Origin of the sequence: Sinomonas cyclohexanicum, assembly GCF_020886775.1 — a bacterium.
In the GTDB taxonomy this organism is placed as follows: Bacteria; Actinomycetota; Actinomycetes; order Actinomycetales; family Micrococcaceae; genus Sinomonas; species Sinomonas cyclohexanicum.
This window is the reverse complement of the sequence record NZ_AP024525.1, coordinates 1,672,007-1,697,753: the sequence shown is the minus strand read 5'-3', so window position 1 is coordinate 1,697,753 and position 25,747 is coordinate 1,672,007. Positions and strand designations below refer to the sequence as shown.

Here is a 25,747-nt window from a genome sequence, read left to right as displayed (position 1 = left end):
CGCACGCAGGTATGTCGTATAGCTGACCAGCTACGACCGTGGTGGCCCACCCCGGTCGTAGCTGGCGCTTGACCTTCACTTCCGCGGACGCGGTGGTGGTGGAGGGCCTTCGGCTTGTCGCCAGTCAGGTGCGTGCGAGGGCCGCGACGAATCCCTCTGGGAGCCCGAGCCCACGGGTGTCCAGATCGTGGACCCGGCTTTCGCCGACGGTCTCGACATGGGAAGGATCTGCCCGCAGCCCGGTGCCAAGGGCCTTGAGCAGTGCCTCCTTGCGGGCCCACAGCCGCGCGGCCTCGCCTGGCGGGTCGGCCGCCCTGTACGCACGACGGCGCTCGGTCGCCGAGAAGGCGGCCTTCGGGATCGCATCGCGGAAGTCCGCTACGAAGGCAAGGTCGACGCCGATCCCCGGCCTCGCACGCGACGAGGTGACCTCGGCGGTACACGGGGTGACCTCAGCGGCGAGGATGGCCCACCCTCCCGCCCGGGACATGCTCGCGGCGACATCCAGCGGCAGCCGCCCCCCGTCGTCGTGCGCGGAGCCGGGACCGGCAGCGAGAGCGAAGCCGGGCACGCCGTGCTCCCCCGGCCCGCAGTCGGGACAGGCATAGGCCGGGACCACGAGCTCCGGATCCACCCCGAGGAGCTCCGCCACGAACGCCCGCAGCGCGAGCCGCCCGGCGAGGAACCCGTGCCGCCGCGCCGGGTCCACCATCGCGGCGGCCCGCTCGAGCTCGCCGGGGGTGCAGACGCCGGCGGGCAGCGCCGACCCGGGTGAACCGAGCGGCACTGCCCGCAGGAGCACGGCTTCCTCAGGTGGTCAGCGCTGGACCGCGCCGAACCGCTTCGCGGCGAGCGCCACGGCGGCGGCGCGCGCCTCGGAGGCCTCGTCGGCGGTGAGGGTACGGTCCTCGGCGCGGAAGCGCAGGCCGAACGCGAGGGACTTCTTGCCCTCGTCGATGCCCTTGCCCGTGTACACGTCGAAGAGGTGCACGTCCTCGAGCAGCTCGCCGGCACCCTCGCGCAGGGCGCCGAGCACGGAGTCGGCGGGCAGCTCGGCGTCGACGATCAGCGCGACGTCCTGGGTCGCGACGGGGAACGTCGAGATGTGCTTGGCCACCACGACGTCGGCGGCGGCTTCGAAGAGTGCCTCGGCGTCCAGTTCGAACGCGACGGAGCGCGCCGGCATGTCCAGCTGCGCGAGCAGCTTCGGGTGCAGCTCGCCCGCGTACCCGATGACCTCCCCGGAGCGCAGCGAAAGCTGGGCGGCGCGGCCCGGGTGGAACGCCTGGTGCGCCCCCTGGGCGACCACGAGCTCGACGCCGAGGACGTCGCCGACGAGCCGCGCGGCGTCGAGCGCGTCCGCCCAATCCCACGCACGCGGCGTTGCGCCGGGCGCCTCGGGCGAGTCCTTGCCCGTGAAGATGCCCGCGACGTGCAGCGGCTGGTTCGGAAGACCGTCGTAGAGCGAGTCGAGGACCTCGTCCGAGGGGCGCACGCCGAGCGGCGGGATCTCCGCGGTGCCGAGCGCACCGTCGCCGGGGAGGAACACGAGACCGGCCTCGTACAGTGCGAGGTCCCGGAAGCCGCGGCCGTGGTTGCGCTTGGCCGTGTCGATCAGGCCCGGCAGCAGCGAGGTGCGCAGCCAGCCGCGCTCCTCACTCAGCGGGTTGGCGAGCTTGACGGCCGGGCGCACGGCACCCTCCTCGGCCACACCGAAGGTCTCGTTCTCCGCCTTGGTCGCGAAGGGGTACGCGAGGACCTCGGTCAGGCCGGCGTCCGCGAGCGCCTGGACGAGCCGGCGCCGCTGCTGCTGCGTGCGGGTGAACCCGCGCCCGGGGGGCGCCACGGGGAGCGTCGCCGGGATCTTGTCGTACCCGACCAGACGGGCGATCTCCTCGGAGAGGTCCTCCTTGGTCTCGAGGTCGTTGCGCCAGCTCGGCGGCGTGACCACGAAGTCCGCGCCGGCCCGCTGCACGTCCGCGCCCAGGTCCCCGAGGGCGCGCGTGATGAGCTCGTCGCTGAACTCCATGCCGATCCGCCGCGACGCGAACTCGGCCGGGAGGTCGATCCGCACCGCTTCCGGCGCGGTCCCGACGTCGGTGCCTGCCTCGTCCGCCGTCCCGCCGCCGAGCTCGACGAGGAGGTCGACGACGCGCTGCGCCGCGACGCCCGCGACATTCCAGTCGACGCCGCGCTCGAACCGCTTGGATGCCTCGGAGGGCAGCTTGTGGCGGCGGCGCGAGCGGCCGATGCTCACGGGGTCGAAGTGGGCGGCCTCGACCAGGACGTTCACGGTCGTGTCCGAGCACTCGGTCGTGGCCCCGCCCATGACGCCGGCGATGCCGATCGGGCCGGACTCGTCCGTGATCAGGAGGTCCTCGGGGTCGAGGTCGCGGACCTTGTCGTCGAGGGTCGTGATCTTCTCGCCCGGTGCGGCGCGCCGGACGGTGATGGCACCGGTGAGCTTGTCGAGGTCGTAATTGTGGATCGGCTGGCCGAGCTCGAACATGACGTAGTTCGAGATGTCCACGGGCAGCGAGATCGAGCGGACGCCTGCCAGGCGCAGCCGCGAGACCATCCACTGCGGGGTGGGACGGGCCGGGTCGATGCCGCGCACCGTGCGCGCCACGAACCGGTCGCACCCGGGCACGCCGTAGATGGGGGCGTCGTCGTCCAGCACGACGGCGTGCCCCCCGTCGAGCGTCTCGGGCGCGGCCACGAGCGTGGCCGGGTCGGTGAACTCCGTGCCGGTGGCGTGCGAGTACTCGCGGGCGATGCCCCGGATCGAGAAGCAGTACGCGCGGTCGGGAGTCACGTTGATCTCGGCGGCCTCGTCCTTCAGGCCGAGGAGCTCGAGCGCGTCGGTGCCGATCTCGGGGTCGAGGCCGATCCGGGACAGCACGAGGATGCCATCGTGGTCGTCGCCGATGCCGAGCTCGCGCACGGACGCGATCATCCCGGCGGAAACGTGGCCGTAGGTCTTGCGGGCGGCAATGTGGAAGTCGCCGGGCAGGGTCGCGCCGGGCAGGGTCACCACGACCTTGTCCCCAGCCTCGAAGTTGTGGGCGCCGCACACGATGCCCTGGATGCCGGAAGGCTCGATGCCCTTGCCGGTGAGCGTCTGCTTCTGGCCCTCGGGGACCACGCGGACCTGGCACCAGTTGATGGTCTTGCCGTTGCTCTGCGGCTCCTTGACGGCGCTGAGCACCTGGCCCACCACGATGGGGCCGCTGATCGTGTCGGAGGGCCGGTGCACGGCCTCCTCCTCGAGCCCGACCTTCACGAGGTCGGCCATGAGGTCCTCTGCGGTCGCGTCCGCAGGGAGCTGCGTGTACTCGCGCAGCCATGAAAGGGGGATTCGCATGGGTTAGATCTCCATCCCGAAGTGCTGGCTGAAGCGGACGTCGCCCTCGATCATGTCGTGCATGTCGGCGACCTCGTTGCGGAACATGAGCGTGCGCTCGATGCCCATGCCGAACGCGAAGCCCGAGTACAGCTCGGGGTCGATCCCGGCGGCGCGCAGCACGTTCGGGTTGACCATGCCGCAGCCGCCCCACTCGATCCACGCCGGGCCGCCCTTCGCGCCGGGGTGCCAGATGTCCAGCTCGGCGCTCGGCTCGGTGAACGGGAAGTAATTGGGGCGGAGCCGGATCTTGGCCTCGGCGCCGAACATCTGCCGAGCGAAGTGCTCGAGGGTGCCGCGCAGGTCCGCCATGGAGAGGTCCTTGTCGATCGCGAGGCCCTCGAATTGATGGAACACGGGCGTGTGCGTCGCATCGAGCTCGTCGGTGCGGAACACCTTGCCGGGGCACAGGACGTAGATCGGCACCTCGCGCTCGAGCATCGAGCGGACCTGCACCGGGGAGGTGTGCGTGCGCATGAGCAGGTGCGCCTCGGGCGGGTCCACGAAGAACGTGTCCTGCATCTCTCGCGCGGGGTGGTCCGGCTTGAAGTTGAGGGCGTCGAAGTTGAACCACTCCGACTCGACCTCGGGACCCTCGGCAATCTCCCAGCCCATCCCGACGAAGATCTCGCTCACGCGGTCCTGGAGGGTCGAGAGCGGGTGGCGCGCGCCCGCACGACGGCGGCGCGGGGCCGCCGTGACGTCGACGGTCTCCTCGACGAGGATGCGGGCGTCGTTCTCCGCCTCGAGGACGGCCTGGCGCTCGGCGACGGCCTTGTTGACCCGGCCGCGGGCGCCGCCCACGATCTTGCCGGCGGCCGCCTTGGACTCCTTGGGGAGGGAGCCGATGGCGCGGTTCGCGAGCGCGAGCGGCGACTTCTCGCCGGTGTGCGCGATGCGGGCGGCCTTGAGCGCGTCAAGGTCCGGTGCAGCGGCGATGGCGGAGAACGCCTCCTCGACGGCGGCCGCGATGGCCACCTCGTCGACGGGGTCTGGAACGCTCGGTGCGATCACGGGTGCTTCGGTCGCTGCTTCGGTCTCAGCTGATGGGGGCGTTGTCTCGGGCACCCGTCAAGTCTAGTTCACGGGCTACTATGCCCCTGTGCGCGCAGGCAGCCGGGCACGGGCCGTGCTCAACACCCTGAACCTCTCGACGCCGCTGGGCCTTGCACTGGCCGCGGCGGCCCGCACTCCCCTGCGCCGCGGGCCCGACGGCTTGTTCGTGGCCGAGCGCTACACGCCGCGCCTGCCCGTGGCGGGCGCCTTCACGGTCGGTAACGTGATCCTCACCCGGGGCAGCGCCGAGGAGCTGCTCGCCCGCCGGGAGCTCCTCGCCCACGAGGCGCGGCATGCCACCCAGTACGCCGCGTGCCTCGGCCTGCCGTTCCTGCCGCTCTACTTCGCCTGTCACCTCGCGGGCGCCCTTGTATCCCTCGCCTTCGGCGGCGACCCCGCTTCGCTCAACCCCTTCGAGCGCCTCGCCGGCCTCGAGGACGGCGGCTACCGACCCCGGAAGGACACCCAGCCATGAGCCACCCGGACTCCATCACCGTCACCGGCACCGGATCGGTGACCGCCGTGCCGGACATCGCGATCCTGCGGATCGGTTCGGAGGTCCGCGCGCCTCGCCTCGGTGACGCGTACGACGGCGCGTCCCGGGCTTCGGAGGCGATCGTGGCCGCGGCGCTGCGCACCGGCGTCGCGCGCTCCGACATCGCCTCGGCCTCGCTGTCCGTCACGCCCGAGATGACGTGGGAGGAGGGGCGCGGGCAGCAGCTCGTGGGGTACGCCGCCAGCCGCGGGCTGACGATCGGCGCGCGCGAGATCGCGCGGACCGGCGAGCTGTTGGACGCAATCGTCGCGGCCGGTGGCGACGCGGTCCGGATCCACGGCCTCTCGCTCGGCATCTCCGACCCCTCCGCGGCGCGTTCCTCGGCGCAGGACGCCGCATTCCGCGACGCCCGGGCGGCCGCCGAGCGGCTTGCCGCGCTGGCGGGCCGCCCACTGGGCGCCGTCGTGCATGTCGAGGCGGGCCAGCCCTCGGCCCCGGTCGGGCCGCCGATGCCGCTGCGCCGGGTGGCATTCGCGGCGGAGGCGGGTGCGCCCCTCGAGGCGGGAGAGTCGGAGATCACGGCGTCGGTGACCGTCACGTGGGAGCTCGGCACGGCCTGACACTCCCAACGGGCCGGGAAGCTTGACACCTGTTCGAACATAGCTTCGAATAGACTCCATGCGATGGAACACGCAGACGGTGGCCGAGCCGCTCCCCGAGTCGGACAGCGGCCGCCCGGCCCAGCCGCCCCTCCTGTCCCTTGCGGGCGCGCTGCGCACGGTGAGGACGCCGGAGTTCCAGGGGATCACTTTCCATGAGGTCGCCGCGAAATCGGCGCTCAACAAGGTCCCGCCGGCGTCCTCCATGCCGTTCCGGTGGACCGTGAACCCTTATCGCGGCTGCAGCCACGCGTGCGTGTACTGCTTCGCCCGGAACACGCACACGTACCTGGACCTCGACGCGGGCCTCGACTTCGACCAGCAGCTCGTGGTCAAGGTGAATGTCGGGGAGGTCCTCCGGGCCGAGGTGTCGAAGCCGTCGTGGAAGCGCGAACACGTCGCGCTCGGGACCAACACGGACCCGTACCAGCGGGCCGAGGGACGCTATGCCCTCATGCCCGGCATCATCCGGGCGCTCGCTGATTCCGGGACGCCGTTCTCGATCCTCACCAAGGGCACGCTCCTGGCACGGGACCTGCCCCTGCTCAAGGCCGCCGCGGCGCACGTCCCGGTCGGGGCCGGGATCTCACTCGCGGTGCTCGACCCCGCGCTCCAGTCCGCGCTCGAGCCGGGCACGCCCTCTCCCGCCGCGAGGCTCCACCTCGTCTCGAGGCTGCGTGACGCCGGTCTGCCGTGCGGCGTCATGGCCATGCCGATCCTGCCGTGGCTCACTGACTCCGAGGAACACCTCGACGCGCTCATGGCCAAGCTCGCGGCCGCCGGCGCGACCGGAGTCACCGTCGGCGCGCTGCATCTGCGTCCCGGCACACGGGAATGGTTCATGTCCTGGCTCGCCCGCGAGCATCCTCGACTCGTGGGGCCGTACCGGCGGATGTACGCAAAGGGCGCCTACGCGCCGAAGGACTACCGGGCGTGGCTCGGGCGCCGCGTGGCAGCGGCGAAGGACCGCCACGGGTTCGGGAAGGGCTTCGAGCGGGACGAGGCGTTTGGGCACCGTGACGAGCACGTCCAGACTGCGGCGCCCCAGGCGGCTCCGCCAGCCGGCCCTCCGCGCCAGGACGTACTCTTCTGACGCCCCTACGGGATGCGCAAGAGGTGCGCGCGGAGCGCTGCGACGATCGGGAAGTCGGCCGGGATCCAGGGCAGCTGCTCGACTCCGTCGCCGTCCAGGGAAACCCAGCGGAGCTCATCGTGGTCTTCGAGCGGCGCCGGTACCCCATCCGTCACTTGGGCGAGCCAGACGCGCATCGCGGCCCGGTCGTTCAGGGGCCATCCCTCTGCGAGCGGGCCGGCCACCTCGGCGCCCAGGGCCACGGTGACGCCAAGCTCCTCGAGAAGCTCCCGCCGCAGTCCCTGCTCGGCCGATTCGCCGGGCTCGACCTTGCCCCCCGGGAACTCCCACATGCCCGCGAAGGCAGGCGGCGCCGACCTGCGCGCCGCAAGGAGCCGCGTGGGCCGTTCCATCGAGTCGACAATGGCCCCGCCCACCACCTGGACCATGGCTCCGCCGGTGCTGTCCTGAGTCTGCATCTGCACGTCTCACAGTGTAGGCAGTGGCATCGGAATGATCTGGCCGCCCGTAGAGTTGGCACACAGACGAGGGCCAACGCCGTTCCTCCCCGCCACAGCCCCACCGAACGCAGCCCCACCACACCTGAGGAACGCCGTCGTGCCCACACCGGACCCCACGCTCCCCCACACCGGCGCAGAGCCACCCGTCCCCGTCCCCGCCGACGCCCCGGCAGCGCTCCACCGCTCGACGCTGCTGGCGCCGCGTCCGCTCTTCTGGGCCATGCTCGCCCTGGGATTGGGCGGTTTCGCCATCGGCACGGTTGAGTTCGCCACCATGGGGCTGCTCAAGGAGATCGAGCGCGGCCTGTCGATCAGCACCCCGGAGGCCGGGCAGCTCATCTCGGCCTACGCGCTCGGCGTGGTTGTCGGCGCGCCGCTGCTCGCGGCCTTCGGCGCGCGGCTGCCGCGCAAGGCGCTGCTCCTCGGTCTCATGGCGTTCTACGCGCTCGCGAACCTCTCCTCGTTCGTGGCGGCCGACTACGGCGCGATGCTCGTCTCGCGGTTCGCCGCCGGCCTGCCGCACGGCGCGTACTTCGGCACCGCCGCGGTCGTCGCCGCCTCGCTCGTCGCCCCCACGCGGCGTGGCTGGGCGATCGCCACCGTCATGTCCGGCCTCACCATCGCCAATGTCCTGGGCGTACCCGCTGCGACCTGGCTGGGCCAGTCCCTCGGATGGCGCCTCCTCTTCGTGGCCACAGGCGTGATCGCCGTCGCCTGCGTCGCCATGATGGCCCGCTTCGTCCCGTTCGAGCCGCCCCATCCGGAGGCGAGCATCCGCCGGGAGCTCTCGGCCCTCAGGCGGATCCAGCTGTGGCTCGCCCTCGCGGTCGGCGTCGTCGGGTTCGGCGGGTTCTTCGCCACGTACACCTACATCGCGCACACCATGACCGGGGTCGCCGGCCTGCCGGAGGATCTCATGCCCGTGGTCGTGGGGCTCTACGGACTCGGCATGGTCGCGGGCAACATCGTGGGCGGGCGGCTCGCGGACCGGTCCGTGATGGGGACCATCTACCGGGCCCTCGCCGTCGTCGCGCTCGTCATGGTCCTGTACGGCCTCGCGGCACCGGTCTGGCCGCTTGCGCTGCTCATGGTCTTCGTGGTGGGCGGCTCCGGGTCGGTCCTCATCCCTGCGCTGCAGGCGCGGCTGCTCGACTCCGCCCCCGGTGCCGCGACCCTCGCGACGTCCCTGAGCCACTCCGCCCTCAACGTGGCCAACGCGCTCGGAGCGTTCTTGGGCGGCGCGGTCATCGCCGCCGGCTGGGGATTCGTGGCACCCGCCTACGTCGGTGCCGCCCTCGCCGTGCTCGGCCTCGGGATCGCGCTCGCGAGCGGTGCCCTCGAACGACGGCGTCCCCTCCCCAGCCCCCACGTCTAAGGGTCATCTCCTGAAGGTCAGCTCCTGAAGGTTGTCCCACGGGACGTGACTTCCAGGAGGTGACCCCCAGCATGGGGGCGCCGCCTGCGGGGCGCACCGTGGTGACGCGAAGATTCTTCGAACCTTCGCGTCAGAAGGTAACCCCCAGCATGGGGGCGCCGCCTTCGGGGCGCACCGTGGTGACGCGAAGATTCTTCGAACCTTCGCGTCAGAAGGACGGGTTACGAGGGATCGACCCGCTGGATGTCCGGCTCGAGGTAGATCACGCGAGCGGTCGGGACGGCGCCCCGGATGCGCGCCTCGGCGTCGTCGATCGAGCGCGCGATCTCGGCCCCGCTCGCTCCCCGCGCCACGCTGATCTTCGCGCCAACCAGGAGCTCCTCGGGCCCGAGATGCATCGTCCGGAGGTGGATGACGCGCGTGCCGTCGCTCGCGATGGCGGCCTCGATCTTCGCCACGTCCGCCTTCGTGGCCGACTCCCCCAGGAGGAGTGAGCTCGTCTCGATGGCGAGGACGGCCGCGATCACCACGAGGAGCAGTCCGATCATCGCGGTGCCGGCGGCATCCCAGATCCCGTTGCCCGTCACGAGCGTGAGCGAGACGCCGAAGAGGGCGAACACGAGGCCGATGAGCGCTCCGAAGTCCTCGAGCAGGATCACGGGCAGCTCGGGCTTCTTCGCGTTGCGGATGAACGCCACCCACGACTGGTCGCCCCGATCGTGGGCAGACTCCTTGATGGCCGTCCGGAACGAGAGCCCTTCGGCGATGATGGCACCGACGAGGACCGCAAGCGGAACCCACCACCAGGCCCCCTCGATCCCGTGGGGGTCCTTGAACTTCTCCCAGGCCTCGAACAGCGCGAAGAGGCCGCCCACGCTGAACAGCACGATCGAGACGATGAACGCATACATGTACCGCTCGCGCCCGTAGCCGAACGGGTGCTCGCGGTCCGCCTGCTTCCTCGACCGCCTCCCGCCAATGAGCAGGAGGACCTGGTTGCCCGAGTCGGCCACGGAGTGGATCGCCTCGGCCAGCATCGACGAGGATGCCGTGAGCGCGAACGCGAGGAACTTCATCACCGCGATCGACAGGTTCGCAGACAGCGCCGCGACAACGGCCTTGGTCCCACCGCCAGAAGCCATGCTCTTCCCTCTTCCATCTGTTCCGGCCCCGCGGGTGCGTGCGGGCCCGGAACAAACCTACCGGTTCTCCGGCAGGCGGCCGCGCCGCTGGCTCCTCGCGCTCGCGTAAAGGCAGACGGTCGCGGCCGTGCCGACGTTGAGGCTCTCGGCCTCCCCATACAGCGGGACGGCGACCGAGTGGTCGGCCAGAGCCTTCTCCTCCTCGCTCAGACCCTGCGCCTCGTTGCCGAAGAGCCACACGGAGGGGTCCTCGAGGCGGTAGGCGACCGTAGCGGCGTCGTGCGCCGCGTCCGCGCCGAGGGTGCGACGGACCGCGGACTCGTCCTGGAGCGCGTCAAGATCGAGCGAGCCCGCGCCGTCGGCCGCGAGGATCCCGAGGCCCGCGGAACGGGCCGCAGCCGCGATGTCGGAGGGATCCGCGCCGAGGACCACCGGCACGTGGAACAGCGAGCCGGCGGTACTGCGGACCGCCTTGGGGTTGTAGATGTCCACGCTGCCGGTGGTGAGGACCACGGCATCGGCTCCGGCCGAGTCTGCCGCCCGCAGGATCGTGCCGGCGTTTCCGGGGTCCTGGACACGGCACATGACCGCGACCAGGCGGGGGGTGCCCGCGAGGACCGACGCGAGAGGGACGTCGAGCATCGCGCACACAGCGACGATCCCCTGGGGACTGACCGTATCCGCCATGGCGGCCAGCACGTCGTCGTCGGCGAGCCGCAGCCGACCGGTCGCTTCAGCCAGGTCGGCGATGTCGGGATACCGATCGAGGCATGCCGCGGAGGCGTAGAGCTCGAGGACGACGGCGCCACTCCCCTCCGCGCGCCGCGCGGCGTCGAGGCGCAGCGCCTCACGCACGGCCTGGGGCCCCTCTGCCAGGAACTGCCCGCGGCGGTTCCTCGTGGTGCGTGCGGCCAGCTTGGCGACGTCGCGCACCCGGTCGGCGCGGGGATTGGTCATGGTCTCGCTCGATGTCACGGACCAACTCTAGCGAGGCCGAAGCCGCCCAGACGCGACGGCGCCCGTGCAGCGGTGTGCTGCACGGGCGCCATCGAAAGCTTCGAGAGCCTACTTCGCGACCGGGGCGTTCACGTCGGCCGGGAGGGCCTTCTTGGCGACCTCGACGAGGGCCGAGAACGCGGCGGCGTCGGAGACGGCCAGCTCGGCGAGCATGCGGCGGTCGACCTCCACCTCAGCGGCCTTGAGGCCCTGGATGAGGCGGTTGTAGGTCAGGCCGTTGGCGCGGGACGCAGCGTTGATGCGCTGGATCCACAGGCGGCGGAAGTCGCCCTTGCGCTTGTGACGGTCCTGGTAGCTGTACACGAACGAGTGCAGCAGCTGCTCCTTGGCCTTGCGGTAAAGGCGCGAGCGCTGACCACGGTAGCCGGACGCCCGATCGAGGACGGTACGGCGCTTCTTGAGGGCGTTGACTGCCCGCTTCACACGTGCCACGTGCGTACTCCTTTGAATCTCTCCCAGTCACCCGGGCGCGTTGGGCCCGGCCGGGATGGCTAGTGGCCCCTCTCAGGGCCGGTGGTGGAAGAAAATCAGATGCCGAGCATCCGCTTGATGACCTTGGCGTCGCCGCCCGAGACGATCTTGTCCGCGGCGAGGCGGCGGGTGAGCGTGGTCGGCTTGTGCTCGAGGTAGTGGCGGCGGTTGGCCTGCTGGCGCTTGAGCTTGCCGGAACCGGTCAGCTTGAAGCGCTTCTTGGCGCCGCTGTGCGTCTTCATCTTCGGCATGGGAACCGATCTCCTTTGTTTCCCGTGGCACGTGGCCGCGGATTTCTCTGGCGGCCTGCTCTCGCAGGCCGACTGGTTGCAGCCGCCCGCCAGCGCGAGGCCGGCGGCGGTGGACTCGGCGGCCGCGTCCCCTCATCAAGGGAGGCGGCCGGGCCGGGTCTGGCTAGTTGCCCCGACGGCCGGACGGCCGGGGTGCCGTCGGCTTCGGGGCGGAGGGCTTGGGTGCGCCCGCGGACGGTCGCGGTGCCCCCGGCTTGGGAGCCGCGGGCTTGGGGGCCGGCACCGAGGGCTTCGGCGCGGCGGGGCGGGCAGCCGACGGCGACGGCTTGGCTGCCGCCGGAGTCGCCGGCTTGGGCGCAGGCGCCTCAGCCTTCGGGGCCTCAGCCTTGGGCGCAGGCGCCTCAGCCTTCGCGGCCTCAGCCTGAGTCTCCTCCGCCTGAGTCTCCTCCGCCTCGACCTCGGGTGCCTCGACCTCCTCCGCCTCGACCGCAAGGTCGGCGGCCTCGGCCGGTTCGGCCTGCGCCTGGACGACCCGTTCCGCTTCTTGCTCGGCGGTGTTCTGCTCCGCGTTCTGCTCCGCGACCTGCTCCGCGGCCTCGCGGGCCATGGCGGCCTCGAAGAACTCTGCGGGCAGGGCATCGCCGAGCGACTGGGTCAGGGGCGACTGCTCGGCGGTGACGGACGCTGTCTTGGCGGCCTCGGCCTTGGCCTTGTCCGCGGCACGCTGGGCAGAACGGCGGGCCTCCGCCTTGGCCTCGGCCTTGTTCTTGAGCGGGCCGATGACCATGACCATGTTGCGACCGTCGATCCGTGGCGTGGACTCGATCAAGCCCACCTCGGCGACGTCCTCCGCGAAGCGCTGGAGCAGGCGGATGCCCATCTCGGGGCGCTGCTGTTCGCGGCCGCGGAACTGGATCATGGCCTTGACCTTGTCGCCAGCACCGAGGAAGCGGAGGGCATGGCCCTTCTTCGTCTCGTAGTCGTGCTTATCGATCTTGAGGCGGAAGCGGATTTCCTTGAGAACCGTGTTGGTCTGGTTCTTGCGGGCCTCGCGCGCCTTGACCGCAGCCTCGTACTTGTACTTGCCGAAGTCCATCAGCTTGCATACCGGTGGCTTGGCCTGCGGCGCCACCTCGACAAGGTCGAGGTCTGACTCAGCTGCCAGTCGAAGCGCATCCTCGATGCGCACGATGCCCACCTGCTCGCCCGCAGGGCCTACGAGGCGAACCTCGGGAACGCGGATTCGATCATTGATGCGTGGATCGCTAATGTTCAAGCTCCTGTACTCGGTGACTGATGTGCCCCGGCAACAAGGAAGGCCCCCGATTGCCGGTGCAATCGGAGGCCTCGGATGGCGCGCGTTCCCCTAGAGGACGCGCCTGCTCGGTGCGGCACATGCCGCCCCGGCCAACCTGAGTACCCGGCAGCTTTCCGGCCAGAGGCTCGGACGCCGACAGGTGGGAGAGATCTCCGCTTGCAAACTATCAATCGATTATACAGGGTGAACGCACGAATCCCCACAACAGCGCCTCGGAGGAGCTTCCCCTTGGCCTGCCGTGTGGGTTCGTCGGCCTCATCACAGTGGTCACGACATCCAGTCGGTCTGTGCAAAGCTTAGCAGCATGAGCAGCACCAGCCCCAACTCCCCCGCCCCCTCCGACCAGACCCACCGTCACAGCTTCGGTGCCGACGAGACGCACGCCGGCGCGCCTGACGTGAGCGCCGAGGTGCGCGACATCGCCGAGGTCGCTGCGGTGGAGGTCATCACGACAACGGCGGTGCACCTCATGAGCGCGGCCGCCGTCAAGTGCGGGCTCGCCGACGGGCCCGAAGCCGAGGATCTCAAGGACCTGGACGAAGCCCGCAAGCTCATCACCTCCCTCGCCGGTCTGGTCACCGCCGCGGCGCCGGAGATCGGCTCCCAGCACGCGGGTCCGTTGCGCGACGGCCTCCGCTCGCTCCAGCTCGCGTTCCGCGAAGCGTCCGTCATCCAGGACGAGCCCGGCAAGGGCCCGGGCGAGAAGTACACCGGCCCAGTCAACTGACCGGCTACGCCCCAAGAGTCGCCCTACGTCTGGGAGTCACGTTCTGGGAGTCACCTCGTGTGACTCCCAGAACGTGACTCCCAGACGCGCGTGGGGGGTGGCAGTCCACTGTCAGCCGACAGGGTGGGGGGCGCGGCGTCGTCGTGCGCTCTGCGCCACGATCCCCGCGGCGCAGAGCAGCGCGCCTGCCGCGCCGATGCCCACGAACCCGGCCCAGGGACCGATCGTGTCGATCATCGTCCCGGACAGCGGCGCGCCGAGTGCCGTGCCTGCCGTGAGCGCGGACCCGTACCACCCCATCGCCTCACCCCGACGCTCCTCCGAGACGAGTTCCGCCACCCGCTCGGAAGCCGCCGCGAGCGTCGGCGCGCACAGGAGTCCCGGCAGGATCGAGAGCACGCTCAGGGACGTCGTGTCATGCGCGAACCCCATGGGGATGGTCAGGACGCTCATCGCCCCGAGGAGCACGAGCGGTGAGACTGGCCGCCGCATCGCACCGTAGACGAGGCCGCCCACGAGCGAGGCGAAGCACCAGAAGAAGAACACGACGCCGAGCTGCACGGCTTCCCCGTGCGAGCGCAGTACTGCGACGATCCCCACGTCGGTGCCGGAGAGGACCATCCCGGCACCCGCGCCGACGGCCAGGACCACGACGACGGCCACGCTCACCCACGCGGCCCCGCCCCTGGCCCGCCCCAGGAGGCGCCGCAGTCCCGACGCGCCGTCGGCCTGGCCCGCCGCGACTTCCGCCGGCGCGGGCGACTCCGCCGATTCCGGGCCCGACGCGACCTCGGACAGATCGTCCCCAGCCCCGGCGGCGTCCTCCGCCACCGCGCCCGGCTGGCCCGAGCGCGTGGGCGGGTTGAACCACATGAGGGCGAGTCCGGCCAGCGCCGCCGACGCGCCGACCGCGGTGATGCCCCACACGGTGGACACGCTCACCCCCACCACGGCGGCGAGCGCCGGGCCGACCATGAAGGTGACCTCGGTGCAGATCGAGTCGAGCGCGAACGCGGTGCGCCGCTGCCCGGAGACGGTCATGACGCCGAGCGACTGGCGCACCACGGAGAAGATGGGCAGGGCGAAGAGTCCACCCATGAGTGCTGCGACCAGCAGCAGCGGGTAGCTCAAGTGCGGTGCAAGGCCCCACACGACGGCCTCGGCGATGACGGAGGGAACGAGCGCGGCCTTCAGGCCCGCGGTGTCCACGCGGCGGCCGCGCCAAGGCGCCCCGAGCGCGATCCCGATCGTCAGGACGGCCGCGACTGCTCCGGCCGCCGCGTAGCCGAGCCCGAGGGTCTGGACCACATGGAGCGTGAGGAGGACGCCCGCCGCGGAATGGGGAAGCCGCGCGACCATGGCGACAAGCAGGAGGCGGCGGACTTCCTTCCGCCGCCAAAGGTGCCCGTACTGGGCGAAGTCCATGCTGGGGTCCTCTTCAGGTGCGCCGCCCAGGATGGCGGGCGGAGGTCAGCTGCCGGCGGGACGGACCTTGAGCTCGATCGAGTCCACGGCCTCCGCGAAGCGCGCGCTGCCGGCGAGTCTGCCGTTCAGCTCTGACACGGTCTCACGCACGGCCTCAGCAGGCAAACCCGGGGCCAGCGCGAGGGTGAGCCGAAGCTCGGGTCCATGACCGCCGCCCGGCACCACCCGCCCGGCGGCGTCCCTCGAGGCGACCCCGGTGCCCGGGGAGATCTCGATGCCGCGCACGTGCTCGAGGCCCGCCACGGCGCCCTCAACCTCGGCCACGAGGGAGGCATCTGCGTAGGACGGCGTCCACTCCCGCTGCTGGGCGAGCGCCCACACGGCGGGGCGGCGGAGCACGAACGTCAGGTCGGCGCCGGGGTCCAGGACGAGCAGCTCGGCGCCCTCCGCGACCGCCGAGAGGGCTGCCCTAGGCGCGAAGACGGCAACGGGCCGCGCTCACCGTGCCAGGCCTCGAGACGCTCCACCGAGGTGAAGACGGGGAGCGCCTTGCGCCCGTCCGGGGCGGCAATGGTCACGAGCGCCATGTCCGCCTCCTTGTCCTCGGCGAACCCGTGCTCGCCGAGGCCGCCCTCGGCCAGGCTCGCCACGACGGCGACGAAGACCCGGGCGGTCGCCAGGGCCTTATGCACGCCGGTCTCGTCGCCCGTCCCGGCGCCGAGTGCGGCCAGGGCCGCGGCGAGGCCGGGGTCGGCCGCACCACCGTCCGCGTCGAACCGGTGGAGGGGATTGCCCTCGCCGCTCAGGTCGCGGCCGGCCCACTCCTGGCCCGCCGAGTCGGTGGGGCTGCCCGCGCGCGCGAGTGCGGCGGCGATGTGGCCGGGGAGGTGACGCTGCCCCGCGGCGGGCGAGGCTGCGGCGTCGTGCGCGTGCGGGTGCGCGTCCTCGCGTCGGTGCGCCACTCAGCGCCGCCCGGCGATGTCGAGCGCCTCCGGGAGGGTGAACTGGCCCGAGTACAGCGCCTTGCCCACGATCGCGCCCTCGACGCCGAGCGGCACGAGCGCGCGGAGGGCGCGGAGGTCGTCGAGGCTCGAAATGCCGCCCGAGGCAACGACGGGCCTGTCGGTCCGCTCGCACATCTGTGTGAGGAGCTCGACGTTCGGCCCGCGCAGGGTGCCGTCCTTGGTCACGTCCGTCACGACGTACCGGGCGCACCCGGCGTCCTCGAGCTGGGCCAGGACCTCCCAGAGGTCGCCGCCCTCCTTGGTCCAGCCGCGTCCGGCGAGCGTGGTTCCGCGGACGTCGAGTCCGACGGCGATCCTCTCCCCATGCCGGGCGATCGCCTGGGCGGTCCACTCGGGGTTCTCGATCGCGGCGGTGCCGAGGTTCACCCGGGCCACGCCGAGCTCGAGGGCCGCCTCGAGCGACGCGTCGTCCCGCAGGCCGCCGGAGAGCTCCACCTTGAGCGAGAGGCTCTTCACGACCTCGGCGATGAGCGCGCGGTTGTCGCCGCGGCCGAACGCCGCGTCGAGATCCACCAGGTGAACCCACTCGGCGCCCGCGTCCTGCCAGGCGTGCGCGGCGTCGAGCGGCGAGCCGTAGCCCGTCTCGCTCCCCGCCTCACCCTGGACGAGGCGGACCGCCTGGCCGTCGACGATGTCGACGGCCGGCAGCAGTTCGAGGATCGGCTCCTCAGCGGTCATGGTCTCTCCCTCAGTGTCAGATAGCCAGCGCGGGCCCGCTCACGCGGCCGGCAGCGTGAACAGGTAGGCCGCCACGAGGGCGGCAGCAGCGAGCACGCCGAACGCGATCCACGTCCAGTTCGGCAGGCCCTGCTTGCGGAACGACAGGGCACCCCCCACGAGCAGCCCGGCGAGGCCGAAGAGCAGCACGGACCACATGGGTCAGGATTCCCCCACCGCAGTGGAGCTGCCGCGCTTCTTCAGCGAATCGACCCAGTTGCGCAGGAGCCTGGCCCCGGCGTCACCCGATTTCTCGGGGTGGAACTGGGTGGCGCACAGGGGCCCGTTCTCGACGGCGGCGATGAACGGCGCGCCGTGCTCGCTCCACGTCACGAGCGGGGGCTCCATGCGCGGCTGCGCGACCTCGAAGTCCCACGACTGCACGCCGTAGGAGTGCACGAAGTAGAAGCGCTCGTCCTCCACGCCCGCGAACAGCTTCGACCCCTCGGGCACCTTCACGGTGTTCCAGCCCATGTGCGGCACGACCTTCGCGGGAAGGAGCTCGACCGTGCCCGGCCATTCCCCCAGGCCCTCGGCCTCGACGCCGTGCTCGATGCCCTTCTCGAACATCACCTGGAGCCCGACGCAGATCGCCAGCACGGGACGGCCTCCGGCCACCCGCCGGCCGATGATCCGCAGGGCGTCGACGGCCCTGAGCTCCTCCATCACGGTCGCGAACGCGCCCACGCCGGGGACGACGAGGCCGTCCGCGTGGAGCGCGTCCTCGGCCTTGGCGCTGAGCGTGACGGCCGCGCCGGCGCGCTCGAGCGCGCGCACCGCGGACCGGACGTTCCCCGAACCGTAATCGAGCACGACGACGCTCGGCCTCCCCTGCGGGTCGGCCTCCTGGGCACCGGCGTGCCGGGGGTCGACGTGGCGCGGGTCGACGACGACGGCGCCCTCCGTGCCCTCCGGTGCGTCCGGGAGCGCATCCGGGGCGGCCGTCACAGGGCGCCCTTCGTGGACGGGATCGCGCTGCCGATCCGCGGGTCCGGCTCGATCGCCGCACGCAGGGCGCGCGCGAATGCCTTGAACTGGGCCTCGACGATGTGGTGCGGGTCGCGGCCGGCGAGGACGTTCATGTGCAGGCAGATCCCGGCATGGAGGGTGATGGCCTCGAAGATGTGGCGCGTGAGCGAGCCCGTGAAGTGGCCGCCGATGAGGTGGTACTCCTGGCCGGCGGGCTCGCCGCCGTGCACGAGGTAGGGCCGCCCCGAGACATCGACGACCGCGTGGGCGAGGGCCTCGTCCAGCGGGATGGATGCCTCGCCGAACCGGCGGATCCCCGCTTTGTTCCCGAGCGCCTGCCTGAGCACCTCGCCGAACGTGATGGCGATGTCCTCGACGGTGTGGTGGACGTCGATGTGCGTGTCTCCCGTGGCCTTGACGGTGAGGTCGATGAGCGAGTGCTTCGACAGCGCCGTGAGCATGTGGTCGTAGAACGGGACGCTGCTGGAGATGTCGGAGCGGCCAGTGCCGTCGAGGTTGATCTCGACGAGGACGGAGGATTCGCTCGTGGTCCGCTCCATCCGCGCGGTCCGCTGGGTCACGGGCGCGGTCTGCAGCTCGGTGCTCATGGCTGTATGTCCTTCGATCAGGCTTCGAAAGTGGGCGTAGGTCCTATTCTAGGCGGCTGGTTCCAGCCGCCGCGTTCTAGGCGGCTGGCAGGCGGCCGTCCGCGGCGAGGAGCTCCTCGAGGCGGGTGAGGAAGGCCGTGGTCTCCCGCTCGGTTCCCGCCGTCACGCGGAGGCTGCCGGGAATGCCTACGTCGCGGACGATCACGCCGGAATCGAGCAGGCCCTGCCACGTCTTGTGCGGGTCCTCGAGGCCGGTGAAGAAGACGAAATTCGAGTCCGACGACGCGGGCTTGAGTCCCATACGGACGAGTTCGCTGACGATGCGGTCCCGCTGGCGCTTGATCTCCTCGACCTCGGCCATGAGGGAGGCCCGGTGGTGGAGCGCGGCGAGAGCCGTGGCCTGCGTGACCGCCGAGAGGTGGTACGGGAGCCGCACGAGGCGGAGGGCGTCCACGACCTCGGGCGCGGCCGCGAGGTACCCCAAGCGGGCACCAGCGAGGGCGAAGGCCTTGCTCATGGTCCGGGTAACGATGAGCCGGGGCCGGCCCGGCAGGAGCGTCAGTGCGCTCTCCGTGCCGACGTGGGCAAATTCCGCGTAGGCCTCGTCCACGATGACGATGGCCTCGCTCGCCGTGCCGGCCTCGTAGACTGCCTCGACGACGTCGAGCCCAAGTGCCGTGCCCGTCGGGTTGTTCGGCGAGCAGAGGAAGACGACGTTGGGGGCGAGCTGACTGACCTGGCGGGCGGCTGACTCCGCGGTGAGCTCGAAGTCATCGGCACGGACGCCCTTGAGATAGGCCGTGCCGGTCCCGGCGGCGAGCAGCGGGTACATCGAGTACGTGGGAGGGAATCCGAGAGCCGACCTCCCGGGGCCACCGAAGGCCTGCAGGATCTGCTGGAGCACCTCGTTCGAGCCGTTGGCGGCCCACACCTGCTCTGGGACGAGCCCGTGGCCAAGGTACTCGGCCAGCGATCCGCGGAGCTCCGTGAACTCGCGGTCGGGGTAGCGGTTGAGGCCTGCGGCAACCGAGCGGACGGCCTCGACGATCGCCTCCTGGACGTCCTGCGGGACACCGTGCGTGTTCTCGTTCACGTTGAGCTGGATGGGGACGTCGAGCTGCGGGGCGCCGTAGGGATGCTGTCCGCGCAGGTCGTCGCGGAGGGGGAGCCGGTTGAGTCGTGCGAGCTGGTCATCCACCCGTCCAGCCTACGTCAGCGGGGGCCTCGGCCCGCATTCGGTGCCTCTCGGGCGGCCCTTGGTGACAGGCCGACGCGCTCCAGCTGGTGGCGGGCGGTGGGTGCCACGGGCGGCCGATTCCGACCACCTCAGGAGAACCGCGTGCATGGCCCTCAGCCAGCGACGGGCACGAGGATCTGCTCTCCCGGGAGCACCCGTGACCCGGCGAGATCATTGAGCTCGCGGATCTGGCTGATGGTCACCCGGGGATCGCGGTCCGGGACGCGCGCCGCCGCGATGGTCCACAGGGAGTCACCGGGCTGCACGGTCACCGTCACGGCGCCTCCCGGCCCCTCGAGGTGCTCGCCCGAGGCCTTGGCTGGCGCCATGAGGGCCGCCCAGGCAAGGAGCACCGCGAGGGCGGCGAGGAACGCAGGCACCACGATCAGGACGATTCGGCCACGGCGGGTGAGCCTGAGCGGCGGCTGCTTCCCGGCGGCCGCGCCCGACCCGACGGGAACGCGGCGCGGCGACATACGCGGCTGCGAGTGCTGGCCAATCACGGTGCGCTGGCCGATGACGATTGCGTGTGCCATGGTGTGTGCCTTCCCCTGCCCCGCCGCTCCCCCGGCCTTGTGAGCGGTTCGAACTTCTTCCGAAGCTCTGGCCCCTACGACGAGCAGTTTTCGAATGAATCTTCGAACTGTTGAGATACTTCTTAGCACCTGTCAGCGAGGCGTGTCCAGACTCGCTCGAACAAGTGTTTGAAAGGTGCAGGAATCTGGCCTACGGTGAGAGCAACACCGGGCACGGACGAGCACGGACGAGCATTGGAACATCACAAACCCGGGCCGGAAGGCATTCGCTCCACCTCATGACCACATGGTGCGGAGCGGGTCCGACATTTCTGGTCGCGGATGAAGGGGCGGGCGGCATGGCAGCAAGGACTAGGGCGGCGAAGGGACTCACCGCGCGCCAGAAGAGGATCCTGGAGACGATCCAGCGGTCCGTGCAGATCAACGGCTACCCGCCGTCCATGCGCGAGATCGGCGACACGGTCGGCCTCGCGAGCCTCTCGAGCGTGACGCACCAGCTGAGCCAGCTTGAGAAGCTCGGCTACCTCCGTCGCGACCCCAAGCGCCCGCGGGCCATGGAGGTCCTCATGCCGCTCACGCTCGACGAGGGCGAGCTCAGCGTGAGCGCAGAGGGCGCAGCGGAGATGCTCGGGGCCGGCGGGGCCACGCTCGAGAGCATGGCGAGCGCCGCGGACACGGCCATGGTGCCGCTCGTCGGACGGATCGCCGCCGGCGGGCCGATCCTCGCTGACCAGTCCGTCGAGGACGTCATGCCCCTCCCCCGTCAGCTCGTAGGCTACGGCGAGCTCTTCATGCTCAGGGTCAAGGGTGACTCGATGATCGACGCCGCGATCTGCGACGGCGACTGGGTCGTGGTCCGCCGGCAGAACAGCGCCGAGAACGGAGACATCGTCGCCGCCCTGCTCGACGACGAGGCCACCGTGAAGACGTTCCGCCAGCGGGACGGGCACACGTGGCTGCTGCCCCAGAACACCCGGTACGAGCCGATCCTCGGCGACGAGGCGACGGTCATGGGCAAGGTCGTTTCGGTGCTGCGCTCGGTCTGACCCGTCCGGTTCAGGCCGTCTGCGCGAGCCGGGCGAGCGCGTCGAGCACGATCCGCCGGTCCGTGGTCCCCCACAGCGGCGGCAGCGCGCTGCGCAGGAAGGCCCCGTAGCGCTCGGTGGCGAGCCGCGAGTCGAGCACGGCCACGACGCCGCGGTCCGCGGTCGAACGGATGAGCCGCCCAGCACCCTGGGCGAGGCGGACGGCGGCATGGGTCGCCGAGACGCTCATGAAGCCGTTGCCCCCGGATTGGGCGACCGCGCGCGAGCGGGCGGTCATGAGCGGGTCATCGGGCCGCGGGAACGGGATGCGGTCGATCACCACGAGCCGGCACGACTGGCCGGGCACGTCGACGCCCTGCCACAGCGACATGGTCCCGAACAGGCACGTGTCGGGCTCGGCCGCGAACTGCTTGACGAGCGCGCTCATCGACGACTCGCCCTGGCACAGGATCGTGGTCTCGAGCCGGCCCCGGAGCTCGTGTGCCGCGTCCTCCGCGGCCCTCCTCGACGAGAACAGGCAGAGGGCCCCGCCCCGCGAGGCAGTCAGGAGGGCTTCGAGCTCGTCCAGGGCCTGGGGCGAGACCCCGCGCCCGGGCTTGGGCAGGTGCCGCGCCACGTAGAGCATCCCCTGCCTGGGGTAGTCGAACGGGGACCCGACGTCTACGCCGGTCCACGACGGGGCCCCGGGACCCAGGAGGCCGAGACTGCCGGCGGTCGGTTCGAATGCGGAGCCGATCGCGAGAGTCGCGCTCGTGAGCACGACGGTGTGGCCGTCGAAGAGGCCCTCCCGCAGGCGCCCGCCCACGCCGAGAGGCGCGATGTGCAGCATGGCCGGCGCCGAATCATCCGGCGCGGAATATCCCGTGACAGGGTCCGGGGCGCCCATCCGGGTGACCCACAGGACCTCGCGGTTCGCTTCGGCGTCGAGGATGCGCTCGCACACCTCGAGCACCGCGAGGAGGCGTGACCGGGCGACCTGCCGCCCCCCGTCGGCCTGCTGCCCGTCCCCGGGCTTCGAGTCCGAGAGCGCCACGCGGCACGCGTCCCGCACGAGCCCCACGTCCTGCGCCTGCTCCTCGGTGAGGCCGCGGGCGAGCAGCCCGGTCGGCGCCGAGGTAAGCGACAGCTCGAGCGCGGACGCCGCGGAGTGGAGGGCATCGACGGTGATGCCGCAGTGCCGGCGCGCACTCGACGCGGCGGCCTGGATCATCTGGGAGGAAAGCTGCGCGCTCACGGCGCCGGTCACGCGGTCGGCGAGCTCGTGGGCCTCGTCGACCACCACGACGTCGTACTCGGGGAGCACGTTGAGCCCCTCGAATGCGTTGATCGCGAGCATCGCGTGGTTTGTCACCACGATGTCCGCCTCGGCGCCGCGCGCTCGCGCGAGCTCGCTGAAGCACTCTGCGGCGAACGGGCACTTCTGCGCGCCGAGGCACTCGAGCGCGGTCACGGACACCTGCCGCCAGGCCCTGTCGGACACGCCGGGCATGAGGTCGTCGCGGTCGCCGGTCTCGGTCTCGGCCGCCCAGTCGCGCAGCCGCGCCACCTCCCGGCCGAGCTGGGTGGTCGGCCCGGCACCGGGATGCCCGACGGCGCTGTCCTCACCCAGCGCGAAAAGCTGCCCCTCGGCGGGCTCGTCGGTCGGGAAGCCTCCCTCGAGCTTGTGCCGGCACAGGTAGTTCGAGCGGCCCTTGACGAGGGCCACGTCGACCGGCCGGTCCAGCTCGGGCGTGATGGCCTCGAGGAGCCGCGGGATGTCGCGGCCCACGATCTGGGCCTGGAGCGCGAGCGTCGCCGTCGCGACGACGGCCGGGCGGTCGCTGTTCTGGGCGTGCGCGATGAGCGGTACGAGGTACGCGAGCGACTTGCCCGTGCCCGTGCCGGCCTGCACGAGCAGGTGCTGGCCGTCCTCGATGGCGCGCGCCACCTGGCGGGCCATCTCGTGCTGCCCGGCGCGCTGCTGGCCGCCCATCGCGCCGACCGCGACGTCCAGGAGGGCAAGCGCCTCGCCCTCCGGGCCAGGGACTGCCGTGCCCGGCGCTCCCCCGCCCGAGGGAGAGCGGACGACGGCGGGTGCGCGCCCGCCGTCGTCCGTCGCCTCCGGCTGGTGTTCCGGGCTGGCGCCGGGACGTGCCCGATCAGTCATGGACTACGAACGGCGCGAGCTCCGCCGCAAACTCCTCCCGGACCACGGCCTCGACGCGCGTCCCCTCGGCCACGTGCTCGAGCGAGCGGATCTCCGCGCTCGAGGTGTGCAGCCGGTTGAGGATGTCCCCGCGGCTGTAGGGGACGAGCAGCGTCATCGCGACGTCCGGCCGCGGGATCGCGTCGCTGATCGCGTTCTTGAGCTCCTCGATGCCCTCGCCCGTGCGGGCGGAGACCACCACGTTGCGGGGCTCACGCTGCAGGAGCCGCTCGAGGACGAACGGATCCGCGGCGTCGGCCTTGTTCAGCACGATGATCTCGGGCACCTTGCGCGCATCCACGTCGGAGAGCACCTGCCGGACCGCGGCTATCTGGCCCTCGGGGTCAGGGTGCGAGGCGTCCACGACATGCAGGATGAGGTCCGCGTCGGCCACCTCCTCGAGCGTCGACCGGAACGCCTCGACCAGCTGCGTGGGCAGCGACCGGACGAACCCGACCGTGTCCGCGATCGTGTACGGGAGCCCGTCCGGCGTCACGGCCCGGCGAACGGTCGGGTCGAGGGTCGCGAACAGGGCGTTCTGCACGAGCACGCCCGCGTCCGTGAGCCGGTTCAGCAGCGAGGACTTGCCTGCGTTCGTGTAGCCCGCGATCGCCACTGAGGGGACCTCGTTGCGCTTGCGGTTGGCGCGCTTGGTCTCTCGCGCCGGCTTCATCGCCGCGATCTCGCGGCGGAGCTTGGCCATGCGGGTGCGGATGCGCCGCCGGTCGAGCTCGATCTTCGTCTCGCCAGGACCGCGGGACCCGATGCCGCCGCCCGCGGCGCCGACGCGGCCGCCCGCCTGACGGGACATGGACTCGCCCCAGCCGCGCAGGCGCGGGAGGAGGTACTCGAGCTGCGCGAGCTCGACCTGCGCCTTGCCCTCGCGGCTCTTGGCGTGCTGGGCGAAGATGTCCAGGATCAGGGCCGTGCGGTCGATCACCTTGACCTTGACGATGTCCTCGAGGCCACGCCTCTGGGACGGGGAGAGCTCCGAGTCCACGATCACGGTGTCCGCGCCGGTGGCCGCGACGATGTCGCGCAGCTCGAGCGCCTTGCCCGAGCCGAGGAACGTCCCGGCGTCCGGCTTCTGACGCCGCTGCACGACCCCGTCGAGCACCTCCGATCCGGCCGTCTCGGCGAGTGCGGCAAGCTCCCGCAGCGAGTTCTCGGCGTCCTCGAGCGTGCCCTCGGACCAGATCCCGGCGAGGACCACGCGCTCGAGGCGCAGCTGCCGGTACTCGACCTCGGTGACGTCCTCGAGCTCGGTCGAGAGCCCGGCAACGCGCCGCAGCGCGCGGCGCTCGGCGAGATCCTGCTGGTCCCCGTCGTAGTCGCCGTGCTCGGTCGTCAGGTCCGAGATCGCGAGAGCCCGGCCTTCCCCGAGGGCGCCGCGCGGGGCGGGCTCCTCGTCCCGGCCCGCCGGGGCGTTGGCCCCCGCCCCGCCCTTCGCGCCCTTGGCGGCAGCGGCCTCCTCCTTTGCGAGGATCCGGTCGATGACGGCCTGGATGTCCGCGGGGCTGAGGTCCTGCGGGTTCTGCTGGTTGTCGGTCATGGTCTCCTTCACGGATGGAGTTCCAGAATAGTGCGGGCGCTGGGCGCCGGCGGTGGTGGGTGCGGGGGCCTGTGGAAAAGCCCGGCGCGAATGCTCGGGTTGCACTGCTCTCCTCGGGAATGACTGTTCGGTGCCCGGCCGGAGTGGACGTCGGCGGGGACGGGGTGGCTCAGCTGAATGCAGCTCAAGGCATCCAGGGCGTCAGTCGAACAGCAGCATGCCATCCATTCTACCGGACCGCTCCTTGGCCCGTGGCCACTAGGCTGGATGCCTATGGACCAGGCCCACTACTTCAATGCCGAGCCGGACATTCCGGACGTGCGGCGTCCTCTCGCCGTCGTGCTCGACGGACGTGAGGTGACGCTGCGCACCTCGGCGGGCATCTTCAGCCCCGACGGGATCGACAAGGGCACGGCCGTTCTTCTGGCCGAGGTCCCTGACCCCGCGGCGGAGGGGCACCTGCTGGACGTCGGGTGCGGCTGGGGGCCGATCGCGCTGACCATGGCCCTCCGTTCCCCCGCGGCGACCGTCCACGCGGTCGACGTCAACAACCGCAGCCTCTCCCTCACGCGGGAAAACGCGGCGCTCCTGGGCCTGGAGAACGTCTCCGCCGAGCTGCCCGAGGAGGTCGATCCGGGCCTGCGCTTCGCCACCATCTGGTCCAACCCGCCCATCCGCATCGGCAAGGCCGAGCTCCACGCGCTCCTCACCCAGTGGCTCCCCCGCCTCGAGGTGGGCGGGCAGGCGTGGCTCGTGGTGCAGAAGAACCTCGGCGCGGACTCGCTCGCGCGGTGGCTCGCCGAGGAGCTCGGCGAGGCGTACGACGTCGCGCGGGCGGCGACGTCGAAGGGCTTCCGCGTGCTCGTGGTCACCCGCGAGGGCTGAGGGGGGCGAACTCCGCACGGGCCGGCCGCGTTTGGACGTGCACGGCTGTTGACA

General features: G+C 71.5%; 26 protein-coding genes and 1 pseudogene. 7 read left to right on the top strand and 20 right to left on the bottom strand.

Translation table 11 applies throughout. The features are described 5' to 3' along the window. Positions 1-124: 124 nt before the first annotated feature. The 3 genes from SCMU_RS08180 to pheS are packed head-to-tail and all read right to left on the bottom strand — an operon-like array spanning position 125 to position 4,417. Positions 125-802, bottom strand: a complete 678-nt coding sequence (locus SCMU_RS08180) for a 4'-phosphopantetheinyl transferase family protein (protein WP_229232507.1) — start codon at positions 800-802, stop codon at positions 125-127. A gap of 15 nt (positions 803-817) precedes the next feature. Then, the gene (gene pheT / locus SCMU_RS08175; RefSeq protein ID WP_229232506.1) at positions 818-3,364 is read right to left on the bottom strand and encodes a phenylalanine--tRNA ligase subunit beta; all 2,547 of its coding nucleotides are present in this window, start codon (positions 3,362-3,364) and stop codon (positions 818-820) included. Between the two features lie 3 nt (positions 3,365-3,367). Then, positions 3,368-4,417, bottom strand: a complete 1,050-nt coding sequence (gene pheS, locus SCMU_RS08170) for a phenylalanine--tRNA ligase subunit alpha (protein WP_443020285.1) — start codon at positions 4,415-4,417, stop codon at positions 3,368-3,370. 88 nt (positions 4,418-4,505) lie between these two features. Between pheS and SCMU_RS08165 the strand changes: the two genes are divergently transcribed. The 3 genes from SCMU_RS08165 to SCMU_RS08155 are packed head-to-tail and all read left to right on the top strand — an operon-like array spanning position 4,506 to position 6,707. Further along, positions 4,506-4,934 (top strand): DUF4157 domain-containing protein, encoded by a 429-nt coding sequence (locus SCMU_RS08165; RefSeq protein ID WP_229232505.1) that lies wholly within the window; start codon positions 4,506-4,508, stop codon positions 4,932-4,934. Beyond that, a complete protein-coding gene (locus tag SCMU_RS08160) occupies positions 4,931-5,575 on the top strand; it encodes an SIMPL domain-containing protein (protein WP_229232504.1) in 645 nt (214 codons plus the stop codon). The genes SCMU_RS08165 and SCMU_RS08160 overlap by 4 nt, the downstream gene beginning before the upstream one ends. Before the next feature lie 58 nt (positions 5,576-5,633). Continuing rightward, positions 5,634-6,707 (top strand): Rv2578c family radical SAM protein, encoded by a 1,074-nt coding sequence (locus tag SCMU_RS08155; RefSeq protein ID WP_229232503.1) that lies wholly within the window; start codon positions 5,634-5,636, stop codon positions 6,705-6,707. A 5-nt stretch (positions 6,708-6,712) separates the two neighbouring features. On the opposite strand, the gene SCMU_RS08150 is transcribed toward SCMU_RS08155, so the two are convergent. Then, entirely contained in the window at positions 6,713-7,165 is a 453-nt protein-coding gene (locus tag SCMU_RS08150; protein WP_229232972.1) for a (deoxy)nucleoside triphosphate pyrophosphohydrolase, read from the bottom strand. 262 nt (positions 7,166-7,427) lie between these two features. On the opposite strand from SCMU_RS08150, the gene SCMU_RS08145 reads away from it, so the two are divergent. Next, complete coding sequence (locus SCMU_RS08145) at positions 7,428-8,582, top strand: MFS transporter (RefSeq protein ID WP_443020283.1); 1,155 nt, start codon at positions 7,428-7,430, stop codon at positions 8,580-8,582. 221 nt (positions 8,583-8,803) lie between these two features. Here the strand turns inward: SCMU_RS08145 and SCMU_RS08140 are convergent, their stop codons facing one another. The 5 genes from SCMU_RS08140 to infC form a co-directional block, all read right to left on the bottom strand. Beyond that, a complete protein-coding gene (locus SCMU_RS08140; protein ID WP_229232501.1) occupies positions 8,804-9,724 on the bottom strand; it encodes a cation diffusion facilitator family transporter in 921 nt (306 codons plus the stop codon). Positions 9,725-9,781: 57 nt separating this feature from the next. Further along, positions 9,782-10,681, bottom strand: coding sequence for a TrmH family RNA methyltransferase (locus tag SCMU_RS08135; protein ID WP_443020282.1), 900 nt, complete (start codon positions 10,679-10,681; stop codon positions 9,782-9,784). 108 nt (positions 10,682-10,789) lie between these two features. Then, on the bottom strand, positions 10,790-11,173 hold the full coding sequence (rplT, locus tag SCMU_RS08130) for a 50S ribosomal protein L20 (RefSeq protein WP_189694680.1): 384 nt from the start codon (positions 11,171-11,173) through the stop codon (positions 10,790-10,792). A gap of 95 nt (positions 11,174-11,268) precedes the next feature. Continuing rightward, complete coding sequence (gene rpmI, locus SCMU_RS08125) at positions 11,269-11,463, bottom strand: 50S ribosomal protein L35 (RefSeq protein ID WP_066497294.1); 195 nt, start codon at positions 11,461-11,463, stop codon at positions 11,269-11,271. Between the two features lie 163 nt (positions 11,464-11,626). After that, on the bottom strand, positions 11,627-12,739 hold the full coding sequence (gene infC, locus SCMU_RS21145) for a translation initiation factor IF-3 (protein WP_443020245.1): 1,113 nt from the start codon (positions 12,737-12,739) through the stop codon (positions 11,627-11,629). A 346-nt stretch (positions 12,740-13,085) separates the two neighbouring features. On the opposite strand from infC, the gene SCMU_RS08115 reads away from it, so the two are divergent. After that, on the top strand, positions 13,086-13,508 hold the full coding sequence (locus SCMU_RS08115; RefSeq protein WP_229232499.1) for a DUF1844 domain-containing protein: 423 nt from the start codon (positions 13,086-13,088) through the stop codon (positions 13,506-13,508). A 111-nt stretch (positions 13,509-13,619) separates the two neighbouring features. Here the strand turns inward: SCMU_RS08115 and SCMU_RS08110 are convergent, their stop codons facing one another. The 9 genes and pseudogenes from SCMU_RS08110 to SCMU_RS08070 form a co-directional block, all read right to left on the bottom strand. After that, entirely contained in the window at positions 13,620-14,933 is a 1,314-nt protein-coding gene (locus SCMU_RS08110) for an MFS transporter (protein ID WP_229232498.1), read from the bottom strand. A 45-nt stretch (positions 14,934-14,978) separates the two neighbouring features. After that, a complete protein-coding gene (locus SCMU_RS08105) occupies positions 14,979-15,332 on the bottom strand; it encodes a hypothetical protein (RefSeq protein ID WP_229232497.1) in 354 nt (117 codons plus the stop codon). A gap of 161 nt (positions 15,333-15,493) precedes the next feature. Next, positions 15,494-15,625 (bottom strand): annotated as a pseudogene (locus tag SCMU_RS21235) (SseB family protein); the annotation flags it as partial. Between the two features lie 270 nt (positions 15,626-15,895). Then, positions 15,896-16,636 (bottom strand): bifunctional 1-(5-phosphoribosyl)-5-((5-phosphoribosylamino)methylideneamino)imidazole-4-carboxamide isomerase/phosphoribosylanthranilate isomerase PriA, encoded by a 741-nt coding sequence (priA, locus tag SCMU_RS08095; protein WP_229232495.1) that lies wholly within the window; start codon positions 16,634-16,636, stop codon positions 15,896-15,898. A gap of 39 nt (positions 16,637-16,675) precedes the next feature. Continuing rightward, positions 16,676-16,834 (bottom strand): CG2302 family histidine operon protein, encoded by a 159-nt coding sequence (locus SCMU_RS08090; RefSeq protein WP_503660845.1) that lies wholly within the window; start codon positions 16,832-16,834, stop codon positions 16,676-16,678. A 3-nt stretch (positions 16,835-16,837) separates the two neighbouring features. Next, on the bottom strand, positions 16,838-17,623 hold the full coding sequence (gene hisH, locus SCMU_RS08085; protein ID WP_443020244.1) for an imidazole glycerol phosphate synthase subunit HisH: 786 nt from the start codon (positions 17,621-17,623) through the stop codon (positions 16,838-16,840). Then, complete coding sequence (hisB, locus tag SCMU_RS08080; protein WP_229232493.1) at positions 17,620-18,252, bottom strand: imidazoleglycerol-phosphate dehydratase HisB; 633 nt, start codon at positions 18,250-18,252, stop codon at positions 17,620-17,622. Before hisB ends, hisH begins: the two co-directional genes overlap by 4 nt. Positions 18,253-18,328: 76 nt before the next feature. Next, the gene (locus SCMU_RS08075) at positions 18,329-19,450 is read right to left on the bottom strand and encodes a histidinol-phosphate transaminase (RefSeq protein ID WP_229232492.1); all 1,122 of its coding nucleotides are present in this window, start codon (positions 19,448-19,450) and stop codon (positions 18,329-18,331) included. A 152-nt stretch (positions 19,451-19,602) separates the two neighbouring features. Then, positions 19,603-20,025: a LysM peptidoglycan-binding domain-containing protein gene (locus tag SCMU_RS08070; protein WP_229232491.1), complete on the bottom strand. Its 423-nt coding sequence runs from the start codon at positions 20,023-20,025 to the stop codon at positions 19,603-19,605. A gap of 338 nt (positions 20,026-20,363) precedes the next feature. Between SCMU_RS08070 and lexA the strand changes: the two genes are divergently transcribed. Next, entirely contained in the window at positions 20,364-21,071 is a 708-nt protein-coding gene (gene lexA / locus SCMU_RS08065; protein ID WP_229232490.1) for a transcriptional repressor LexA, read from the top strand. Between the two features lie 10 nt (positions 21,072-21,081). Here the strand turns inward: lexA and SCMU_RS08060 are convergent, their stop codons facing one another. Continuing rightward, the gene (locus tag SCMU_RS08060; protein ID WP_443020243.1) at positions 21,082-23,217 is read right to left on the bottom strand and encodes an ATP-dependent DNA helicase; all 2,136 of its coding nucleotides are present in this window, start codon (positions 23,215-23,217) and stop codon (positions 21,082-21,084) included. Beyond that, positions 23,210-24,808, bottom strand: coding sequence for a GTPase HflX (gene hflX, locus SCMU_RS08055; RefSeq protein ID WP_229232489.1), 1,599 nt, complete (start codon positions 24,806-24,808; stop codon positions 23,210-23,212). Before hflX ends, SCMU_RS08060 begins: the two co-directional genes overlap by 8 nt. Positions 24,809-25,081: 273 nt before the next feature. Between hflX and SCMU_RS08050 the strand changes: the two genes are divergently transcribed. After that, positions 25,082-25,693, top strand: a complete 612-nt coding sequence (locus SCMU_RS08050; protein WP_229232488.1) for a class I SAM-dependent methyltransferase — start codon at positions 25,082-25,084, stop codon at positions 25,691-25,693. The last annotated feature ends 54 nt before the right edge of the window (positions 25,694-25,747 follow it).

Excerpts from the sequence above, each read along its gene's own strand:
- pheT (WP_229232506.1), bottom strand. The coding sequence starts at position 3,364 with ATGCGAATCCCCCTTTCATGGCTGCGCGAGTACACGCAGCTCCCTGCG.
- SCMU_RS08160 (WP_229232504.1), top strand. The coding sequence starts at position 4,931 with ATGAGCCACCCGGACTCCATCACCGTCACCGGCACCGGATCGGTGACC.
- SCMU_RS08155 (WP_229232503.1), top strand. The coding sequence starts at position 5,634 with ATGCGATGGAACACGCAGACGGTGGCCGAGCCGCTCCCCGAGTCGGAC.
- SCMU_RS08150 (WP_229232972.1), bottom strand. The coding sequence starts at position 7,165 with ATGCAGACTCAGGACAGCACCGGCGGAGCCATGGTCCAGGTGGTGGGC.
- SCMU_RS08145 (WP_443020283.1), top strand. The coding sequence starts at position 7,428 with ATGCTCGCCCTGGGATTGGGCGGTTTCGCCATCGGCACGGTTGAGTTC.
- SCMU_RS08140 (WP_229232501.1), bottom strand. The coding sequence starts at position 9,724 with ATGGCTTCTGGCGGTGGGACCAAGGCCGTTGTCGCGGCGCTGTCTGCG.
- SCMU_RS08135 (WP_443020282.1), bottom strand. The coding sequence starts at position 10,681 with ATGACCAATCCCCGCGCCGACCGGGTGCGCGACGTCGCCAAGCTGGCC.
- rpmI (WP_066497294.1), bottom strand. The coding sequence starts at position 11,463 with ATGCCGAAGATGAAGACGCACAGCGGCGCCAAGAAGCGCTTCAAGCTG.
- SCMU_RS08115 (WP_229232499.1), top strand. The coding sequence starts at position 13,086 with ATGAGCAGCACCAGCCCCAACTCCCCCGCCCCCTCCGACCAGACCCAC.
- SCMU_RS08110 (WP_229232498.1), bottom strand. The coding sequence starts at position 14,933 with ATGGACTTCGCCCAGTACGGGCACCTTTGGCGGCGGAAGGAAGTCCGC.
- priA (WP_229232495.1), bottom strand. The coding sequence starts at position 16,636 with ATGACCGCTGAGGAGCCGATCCTCGAACTGCTGCCGGCCGTCGACATC.
- SCMU_RS08090 (WP_503660845.1), bottom strand. The coding sequence starts at position 16,834 with ATGTGGTCCGTGCTGCTCTTCGGCCTCGCCGGGCTGCTCGTGGGGGGT.
- hisB (WP_229232493.1), bottom strand. The coding sequence starts at position 18,252 with ATGAGCACCGAGCTGCAGACCGCGCCCGTGACCCAGCGGACCGCGCGG.
- SCMU_RS08070 (WP_229232491.1), bottom strand. The coding sequence starts at position 20,025 with ATGGCACACGCAATCGTCATCGGCCAGCGCACCGTGATTGGCCAGCAC.
- lexA (WP_229232490.1), top strand. The coding sequence starts at position 20,364 with ATGGCAGCAAGGACTAGGGCGGCGAAGGGACTCACCGCGCGCCAGAAG.
- SCMU_RS08060 (WP_443020243.1), bottom strand. The coding sequence starts at position 23,217 with ATGACTGATCGGGCACGTCCCGGCGCCAGCCCGGAACACCAGCCGGAG.
- hflX (WP_229232489.1), bottom strand. The coding sequence starts at position 24,808 with ATGACCGACAACCAGCAGAACCCGCAGGACCTCAGCCCCGCGGACATC.
- SCMU_RS08050 (WP_229232488.1), top strand. The coding sequence starts at position 25,082 with ATGGACCAGGCCCACTACTTCAATGCCGAGCCGGACATTCCGGACGTG.